The organism is Nocardiopsis listeri, from assembly GCF_020741345.1.
GTDB lineage: Bacteria > Actinomycetota > Actinomycetes > Streptosporangiales > Streptosporangiaceae > Nocardiopsis > Nocardiopsis listeri_A.
Genome location: NZ_DYZD01000477.1, coordinates 1 through 7,767 on the forward strand (window position 1 = coordinate 1; position 7,767 = coordinate 7,767).

Genomic DNA, 7,767 nt, shown 5'->3' on the forward strand with positions numbered 1-7,767 from the left:
GGGGTGCGCGCCGAACGTCCCCGCACCCGGGTCGTCAACGTGATGCTGGACGGCGGCGCGCTGCCGGCGATGTTCTCCCGGAGTCTGGGGGCGCTGCGCGAGGACGGCCTCCTGGCGGGCTGTGTGACCACCGGACAGGCCTTCGGCGGCGACCTGGAGACGGCCACCGTGCACTCGGGTCTGTTGGCGGCCAAACACGTGCTGGGGGCGGAGATCGCGGTGGTCTGCCAGGGCCCGGGCAACCTGGGCACCGGAACCCCGTGGGGCTTTTCGGGTGTGGCCTGCGGCGAGGCAGTCAACGCCGTCGCGGCCCTGGACGGTCTACCCGTGGCGGCCCTGCGGCTCAGTGAGGCCGACCCGCGCGCCCGTCACCGCGGGATCTCCCACCACAGTCTGACCGCCTACGGCAAGGTCGCCCTGGCCCCCGCCGACGTGGTCGTGCCCGTCCTTCCCGGCGAGTTCGGGGAGAAGGTACGCGACCAGGCCTGGCCCCTCGGGGATCGGCACACGTTGGTGGAGGTCTCCACCACCGGCCTGGAGGGCGAGCTGCTGTCGTTGCCGGTGAGACCATCGACGATGGGCCGTGCCCTGGAACAGGACCGGGCCGCCTTCCTGAGCCCGGCGGCGGCCGGACGGTACGCCGCCACCCTCGTGACCCCCTGAGCTCGCGCGCGCCCACCCTTCACCGGTCGACGACCCCGGGCAGCCACGCGGCGGGGCGTCGATGCTCGGCGTCGCCGTTACCGGGCACGGGGGTGCGTCGAGTGGCCGCGAGCATGTGCTCGGAGGGCGCGTCGAAGTACCTCCCGGGCCGGAACATGGCCAAGGAGGTCGGGTCGGCCATGACCCCCTCGTCCACGCTCACCGAATCGGGCACGAACACGACACCGTCCCCGCAGGTCACGCCCCACATCCGACCGGGTCCGGCGGAGACGATCTGCCCCGGGTCGCCGCCCACCGCCTCGGTGGACAGCGACCCCGAGTGGAAGGTGATGAGCGCGCCACCGAACATCGCGAACGCCCCCGGATAGGGGGCGGCCAGGGCCCGCACCATCCGGTCCACGTCGCGGCCGGCGGCGGCCAGGTCCAGGTGGCCGTCGCTGGGACGACGTCGAGGCCACACCGACACGTGCCCGGTCTGGGGACGGCGTGGAGCGCGCCCCTCCAACAGGGCGTCCAGGTTGCGCACGATCAGTTCGGCCTGCAGACGTCCCACCCGCTCGTACAGGCCGGTGGCGGTGGCGTCGGCGGCCACCTCGAAACGGATCCGATCCACGATGTCGCCCGCCTCGACCTCACGGGCCAGGTGGAACAGGGTCACGGCGCTGGCCCGCATGTCACGCAGGATCGTCCAGGGGATGGGCGCGCGTCCGCGCCCCACCGGCAGCGGGGAGGGGTGCATGCCCACAGCGCCCAACGGAAGCGAGGCCAGGACCTCCTCCTGGACCAACTGCGACCAACCGGCCACCACCATCAGGTCGATGTGGTGCGAGGCCAGGGCATCGCGCGCCTCGTCGCCGTTGATGTCGGCGACGCGCAGGTGCGGCAGGTTCAGACGACGGGTCACCGACTCGTAGTCGACGTAGCCGCAGCGGTGCGCCAGCTCGGCGGGGTAGGACACCACCAGATCCGGTGGACGCCCCTGGGCACAGAGTTCCTCCAGGGCCGGCACCCCCAGGCGCAGACCGGACACGTAACAGAACCGCCGCCCCTCTGGCATGGCTCCCCCTCGCCAGAAATCACTCCGGGTGACGACTCTACGCAGCGACCGCGCCGCTCCCCCGCAGGCGTGCCCGCCCCGCGTGTCAGGACCCCGGACACGACGACGCCCCCGTCGGGCGACGGGGGCGTCGTGGCGCAAACGAACCGCGGATACCTCGGGGCGGTTACTCCTCCTCGGAGACCTCTTCGTCCTCGGGGTCGGCCGCCTCACCCTCGGCGCCCTCCTCCGACTCGGGCTCCGGCGGGTTGTCGTAGGCGCCCAGGACGTCGATCACGAAGACCAGGGTGCCGACGGGACCGCCCATCGCCTCTTCCTCGGTCTCGCCGTAGGCCATGGAACCGGGAACGACCAGCAACAGTCGGTCACCGACGTTGGCTCCGACGATGCCCTCGTCCCAGCCCTCGATCACCGCGCCGCCACCGATGGTGGTGTCGAAGGGCGCGCCACCGCGGTCCCAGGTGGAGTCGAAGACCTCGTGGCCGCCGTCCTCCTCGGGCTCCCAGCGCACACCCGTGTACTGGGCGACGATCTGCTGGCCCTCCTCGACCTCGGGGCCCTCACCCTCGATGAGCGGGACGACCTCCAGGTCTTCGGGGGCCTCACCCTCGGGGATGTCGATCTCGGGACGGCTGTGGCCGTCCTGGGTGACCGTGGGCAGACCGTCGCCACCGTCGGTCACCGGCTCGCCCGGCACCACGGCGCCCTGGGCGTAGCGGTCCATCACGTCGATGACGAGCACGCTGGCACCCTCGGGGGCCTCCTGACCCATGCCCTGGGCCTGCTCGATCTCCTCCGGGGTCAGCGGCGGGAACACGTACACCGCACGGCTGCCGAGCGGCTGGCTGACCAGGGTGTCGGTGATGTACTCGGGCATCTCGTTCATGCGCACGAGGTCGGGGGCACCGGACTCGTAGCTGGACTGGCCCTCCATCGGCTCGCCCTCGCCCGGTGCCGTCCACTGGTACTGGACGACGTTGGCGACCACCAGGTCGTCGGCGCCCACCAGGACGTCCTCCCCCGAGCCCTTGCTGATGATCCCGGAGATCTCCTCTTCGGGAGGTTCCTCGTCGGGGAAGGTGATCTGCGGTTCCTCACCGACCTCGCCGGTGACGTCGGGCAGCCGCGGGTCCAGTTCCTCGGCGTTCATGCGCAGGAAGGCGGGGGTCTTCCAATCCTCTGGGATCGATCCGCAGCTTGAGACCACCAAGGCGATGGCGGTCAGTGGCACCGCGAGGGCGGCGGCACGTCGGTGCATGGGTCACAACCTCTGGTTTCCGGCTCAGGACAGGCTCACACTACCGAAAGGCGCAAGTCCGGCCACCCCTGGGAACGCACCGAAGGCCGCGGGCCCCGTCGGGCGGCCTGGGTCACAGCCACGCCGTGCGCCGCCCGATGGGGCCCGAATCCATCGTTGCGCCGGCTCACATGCCGGCGATCAACTTCTCCACTCGCTCATCCACCGACTTGAACGGGTCCTTGCACAGCACGGTCCGCTGCGCCTGGTCGTTGAGCTTGAGGTGCACCCAGTCAACGGTGAAGTCACGGCGTTGTTCCTGGGCTCTGCGGATGAACTCGCCCCGCAGCCGCGCCCGGGTGGTCTGCGGTGGCACCGACTTGGCCTCGAAGATCTTCAGGTCGTTCACCACACGGTCCATCCGGCCCCGGTTCTGCATCAGGTAGAACAGACCGCGATCGCGGTGGATGTCGTGGTAGGTCAGGTCCAACTGGGCCACCCGGGGCGAGGACAACGACAGGTCGTGCTTGTCCCGGTAACGCTCCAACAACAGGTACTTGGCGACCCAGTCGATCTCCCGGGAGACCGTCTCCAGGTTCTGGGTCTCCACCGCCTCCAGAGTGCGCTGCCACAGGTCCAGGACCCGCTTGCCCACGGCGTCGGTGCCGTGCCGGTCCACGTAGCTCTGCACCTTGTCCAGGTACTCGCGCTGGATCTCCAGGGCGCCGGCCTCACGTCCGTTGGCCAGACGCACCTTGCGCCGCCCCGTCATGTCGTGGCTGACCTCGCGGATCGCCCTGATGGGGTTCTCCAGGGTGTAGTCGCGCATGACCACACCGGCCTCGATCATCTGCAGCACCAGGTGGGTGGCGCCCAACTTGAGCAGGGTGGTGGTCTCGCTCATGTTGGAGTCGCCCACGATCACGTGCAGGCGCCGGAAACGTTCGGCGTCGGCGTGAGGCTCGTCGCGGGTGTTGATGATGGGCCGCGAGCGGGTGGTGGCCGAGGAGACGCCCTCCCAGATGTGCTCGGCGCGCTGGCTCACGCAGTACAGGGCGCCCCGAGGCGTCTGCAGGACCTTGCCGGCCCCACAGATGATCTGCCGTGTGACCAGGAAGGGGATGAGGACGTCGGCCAGGCGCCCGAACTCCCCGTGCCGACCCACGAGATAGTTCTCATGGCAGCCGTAGGAGTTGCCCGCCGAGTCGGTGTTGTTCTTGAACAGGTAGATGTCGCCGGCGATGCCCTCCTCGTGCAGGCGCTGCTCGGCGTCGATCTGCAGCCCCTCCAGGATGCGTTCGCCGGCCTTGTCGTGGGCCACCAGGTCCAGGAGGCTGTCGCACTCGGGAGTGGCGTACTCGGGGTGACTTCCCACGTCCAGGTACAGGCGGGCCCCGTTTCGCAGGAACACGTTGCTGCTGCGTCCCCAGGAGACCACTCGTCGGAAGAGGTAGCGGGCGACCTCGTCCGGCGACAGGCGGCGCTGTCCCCGGAAGGTGCACGTGACCCCGTACTCGTTCTCCAGCCCGAAGATCCGTCGTTCCACGCGGCCTCACCAACTTCCGTCACCGGGGTGCCGACGACGGGGCCGCGTCGTCCACACCCGCCCGGCCGGTGCGGCGCCCCGGTGGCGCCGCACCGTCGTCCCTAGCTTCAGTCCTGGTCGGCCTCGTCCCCACCGGTGTTCGTGTCGTCGGAGGCGTCCGTGGCCGTGGAACCCTCCGTGGTGGCGCCCTGCTTGCCCTCCGCGATGAGGGAGGCCAGACGATCACCGTGGATGCGACGGAACTTGCGGTGCTGGCGGGAGCGGTCCAGCACGGCGACCTCCAGGTTGGCGGCCTCCAGCTCACGCTCCTCCCCGTTCTCGTGCGCCAACGCGTGGGTGGCGGCGTTGAGCGCCGCGCTGAGCGGAGCCGTCGCGTCGAAGCGGTCCTTGAGCTGGTTGGACACGTGCTCGGAGGACCCGCCCACCGCGACGAAGCCCTGTTCGTCCACGATCGAGCCGTCGAAGGTGATGCGGTAGATCTCGTCGTCGTCCGCGGTGTCGCCGACCTCCGCGACGACGATCTCGACCTCCCACGGCTTGAGGCTCTCGCTGAAGACGGTGCCCAGGGTCTGGGCGTAGATGTTGGCGAGCTGGCGGCCGCTGACGTCACGTCGGTCGAACTGGTACCCGCGAACGTCGGCGAAACGGACGCCCATCAGGCGTAGGTTCTCGAACTCGGGGTAGCGCCCGACCGCGGCGAAACCGATGCGGTCGTAGAGCTCGCTGATCTTGTGCAGGGTGCGGGACATGTTGTCCGCCACCAAGAGGATGCCGCCCTCGTACTGCAGGACGACGGCACTGCGGCCGCGCGCGATGCCTTTGCGCGCGTAGTCCGCCTTGTCCTTCATCTGCTGTTCGGGGGCGACGTAGAAGGGCATCGACACCGCGGATCGTTTCCTTACCTGGTCGGGAGAGGTCTGGTGGTGAGGGGCGCCTGGCCCGGGTCAGCCGAGCCGGGTCGTGGCTCCGGTCAATCGAGCCGGGCCGTGGGTCCGTCGGGGTGGACGGCGCGCCCCTGGACCACCTCCGTGGCCAAGCGGGCGACCTCTTCGGTGGAGATGCGGCGGTGGCCGTCCTCGGTGATGACGTCGACCAGGGGGAAGATCCCCCGGTGCAGGTCGGGTCCGCCCGTGGCGGAGTCCTCGTCCGCTGCGTCGTAGAGCGATTCCAAGGCGACCTTGATCGCGGTCGTCTCGTCCAGGTCGTCGCGATAGAGCTTCTTGATGGAGCCCTTGGCGAAGACCGAACCGGAGCCGATGGAGTGGTAGCGCTGCTCCTCGTAGCGTCCACCGACCGCGTCGTAGCTGAAGACCCGGCCTTCCTCCGTGACCTCGTCGAAGCCCACCAGCAGGGGGATCACGACGAAGCCCTGCATGGCCATGCCCAGGTTGCCCCGGACCATCTGGGCGAGCTTGTTGGCCTTACCCTCGAGGGAGAGGGAGCGACCCTCCAGCTTCTCGTAGTGTTCCAGCTCCACCTGGTACAGGCGGGCCAGTTCGACACCGATCCCGGCCGCCCCCGCGATGGCCACCGCGGAGAACTCGTCGGTCCGGTAGAGCTTGTCCATGTCCCGGTTGGCGATGACATTGCCCTGCGTGGCCCTGCGGTCACCGGCCAACAGGACACCTCCGGGGAAGGTCAGGGCGACGATGGTCGTCGCGTCCGGGGTGAGGTGTTCGGCGACCCCTCCGGCGGCGTCCAGATGCCTTCCGGGCAGCAACTCTGGGTTGACCGCCCGGAGGAACTCGGTGAAGGACGAAGTACCCGCACTCATGAAAGCGGCCGGCATCCGCCCGCCCTCGAACCCTTCGAACACGCGACTCCCTCCACTGGCGCCCCACCCCGTCTCGGGGGCGGATGGGGCGCCTGCTCATCCGTTTGTGTGTCGGTCTGCACGTCGGCCGGGCTTTCCCGCCCCGGCCGACGTGTCGACCCTAACCCTGTGCGCCCGGGGGCCGCGGGCTCCCGTGTGCGCTGTCAGCGAACCGTTCGACGACGGTCACTGACCGCCCTTCTGTACGAACTGCCGCACGAAGTCCTCGGCGTTGCTCTCCAGAACGTCGTCGATCTCGTCGAGGATGTCGTCGACGTCCTCATCCAGCTGTTCGTCGCGTTCCTTGGCCTCCGCGGCGCCTTCGGTCTCCTCGACCTCTTCGTCGCGGCGGGTGCCGTGCTTTTGGCCGCCGGTGTCCTTCGTCGCCATTGCAACCTCCCGTTCGGAGCTCTCGCCCTTATCTTGGCCCAACGACCCCCGGCTCAACCCCGTTCCCGGGGCCCGATACCCGCTAGTTACCTCTGAGCTCGGCATCGTCGCCGCGCGTGCGCACGGGAGGTGAACCGGCGCGGTCGGGTGCTCACGAATTCGACGCCGACACGGGGTCGGGCGTGTCACCGGGGATCGACCCCCGGTGCGCCACGAAGATCGTTTTCGCGACATGCGCACAGTCATTCGCTTTGCGAACATGATCTTCACTCGGAGCGGCGGCCTGACCATGCGGATTACGTATACGTGTCCGATCCGTCGCTACTGGTACGCGGTTTCAGTGTCCGGATCCGGCCACTTTGCATCCCTTGACTTACTGGCGGGTTTCTGCTCAACATACACCCCCTTCGAAAAAGTCAAGGTCAGATGGGTCGACCTCCGAAGACGAAATCCCCGAGCCATCCGATCATAGGATGATCCCTTTACCCCCTCTCTGAAGTATCAGCTTTCCGGGGTTCCAGTTGTCCAAGATGTGCACTTATGGTGGGGAACCGTTTACCGAGTGTCTCGGTGAACGGAAAGGACCCCGCCTTCATCGGGGGTCCTGTGCTCGGAACGCCCCGTCCACCCCCGAGCGGACGAGGCGCCTTCCGAGACCCCCACCCCATTCCCCCTAGGAGAGTAGGGATCAATGCGACCCTCCCCCGTTATCTCCGCGATCGGCACGGGAGCGCTGGCCTTCGGCTTGTCGCTCTCCGTGGCCCCGGCTGCCGGAGCCGCGACCGTGCCGACCGAGCCCGTCACGCAGGACGACTCGGTGTCCACCATGGAAGAAGCGCTCGAGCGCGACTTCGGCCTCACCCCGTTCGAGGCCGAAGAACTGCTCGACGCCCAGGCGGCCGCCTTCGGCCTGGACGAGGCCGCGGCCGACGCCGCGGGTGACGCCTACGCGGGCTCGGTGTTCGACACCGACACCCTGGAGCTGACCGTCCTGGTGACGGACACCTCCGCCGTGTCGGACGTCGAGGCCACCGGAGCCGAGGCCGAAGTGGTCTCATACG

General features: G+C 68.9%; 7 protein-coding genes and 1 pseudogene. 2 read left to right on the plus strand and 6 right to left on the minus strand.

The features are described 5' to 3' along the window. A partial coding sequence (locus K8V84_RS25745; RefSeq protein ID WP_304079539.1) for a DUF3866 family protein occupies window positions 1–663 on the plus strand: 663 nt, incomplete at its 5' end. Window positions 664–682: 19 nt separating this feature from the next. Here K8V84_RS25745 and K8V84_RS25750 read toward each other — a convergent pair. From K8V84_RS25750 to K8V84_RS25775, 6 genes are all read right to left on the minus strand, one after another. Beyond that, window positions 683–1,720 (minus strand): methionyl-tRNA formyltransferase, encoded by a 1,038-nt coding sequence (locus K8V84_RS25750; protein WP_304079543.1) that lies wholly within the window; start codon window positions 1,718–1,720, stop codon window positions 683–685. 166 nt (window positions 1,721–1,886) lie between these two features. After that, complete coding sequence (locus K8V84_RS25755; protein WP_304079545.1) at window positions 1,887–2,978, minus strand: FKBP-type peptidyl-prolyl cis-trans isomerase; 1,092 nt, start codon at window positions 2,976–2,978, stop codon at window positions 1,887–1,889. A 166-nt stretch (window positions 2,979–3,144) separates the two neighbouring features. Continuing rightward, window positions 3,145–4,503 carry a Pup--protein ligase gene (gene pafA, locus K8V84_RS25760; RefSeq protein WP_304079548.1) on the minus strand — a complete coding sequence of 453 codons (1,359 nt, stop codon included), beginning with the start codon at window positions 4,501–4,503 and terminating at the stop codon, window positions 3,145–3,147. A gap of 107 nt (window positions 4,504–4,610) precedes the next feature. Further along, the gene (gene prcA / locus K8V84_RS25765) at window positions 4,611–5,387 is read right to left on the minus strand and encodes a proteasome subunit alpha (protein WP_304079551.1); all 777 of its coding nucleotides are present in this window, start codon (window positions 5,385–5,387) and stop codon (window positions 4,611–4,613) included. Window positions 5,388–5,473: 86 nt separating this feature from the next. Then, window positions 5,474–6,319: a proteasome subunit beta gene (prcB, locus tag K8V84_RS25770; RefSeq protein WP_304079554.1), complete on the minus strand. Its 846-nt coding sequence runs from the start codon at window positions 6,317–6,319 to the stop codon at window positions 5,474–5,476. 183 nt (window positions 6,320–6,502) lie between these two features. Then, a complete protein-coding gene (locus K8V84_RS25775; protein WP_304079557.1) occupies window positions 6,503–6,706 on the minus strand; it encodes a ubiquitin-like protein Pup in 204 nt (67 codons plus the stop codon). A 691-nt stretch (window positions 6,707–7,397) separates the two neighbouring features. Here K8V84_RS25775 and K8V84_RS25780 point away from each other — a divergent pair. Next, window positions 7,398–7,767, plus strand: a pseudogene (locus K8V84_RS25780) (S1 family peptidase); the annotation flags it as partial.

Coding starts and splice junctions, on each gene's coding strand:
- K8V84_RS25755 (WP_304079545.1), bottom strand. CDS start 2,978: ATGCACCGACGTGCCGCCGCCCTCGCGGTGCCACTGACCGCCATCGCC.
- K8V84_RS25775 (WP_304079557.1), bottom strand. CDS start 6,706: ATGGCGACGAAGGACACCGGCGGCCAAAAGCACGGCACCCGCCGCGAC.
- K8V84_RS25750 (WP_304079543.1), bottom strand. CDS start 1,720: ATGCCAGAGGGGCGGCGGTTCTGTTACGTGTCCGGTCTGCGCCTGGGG.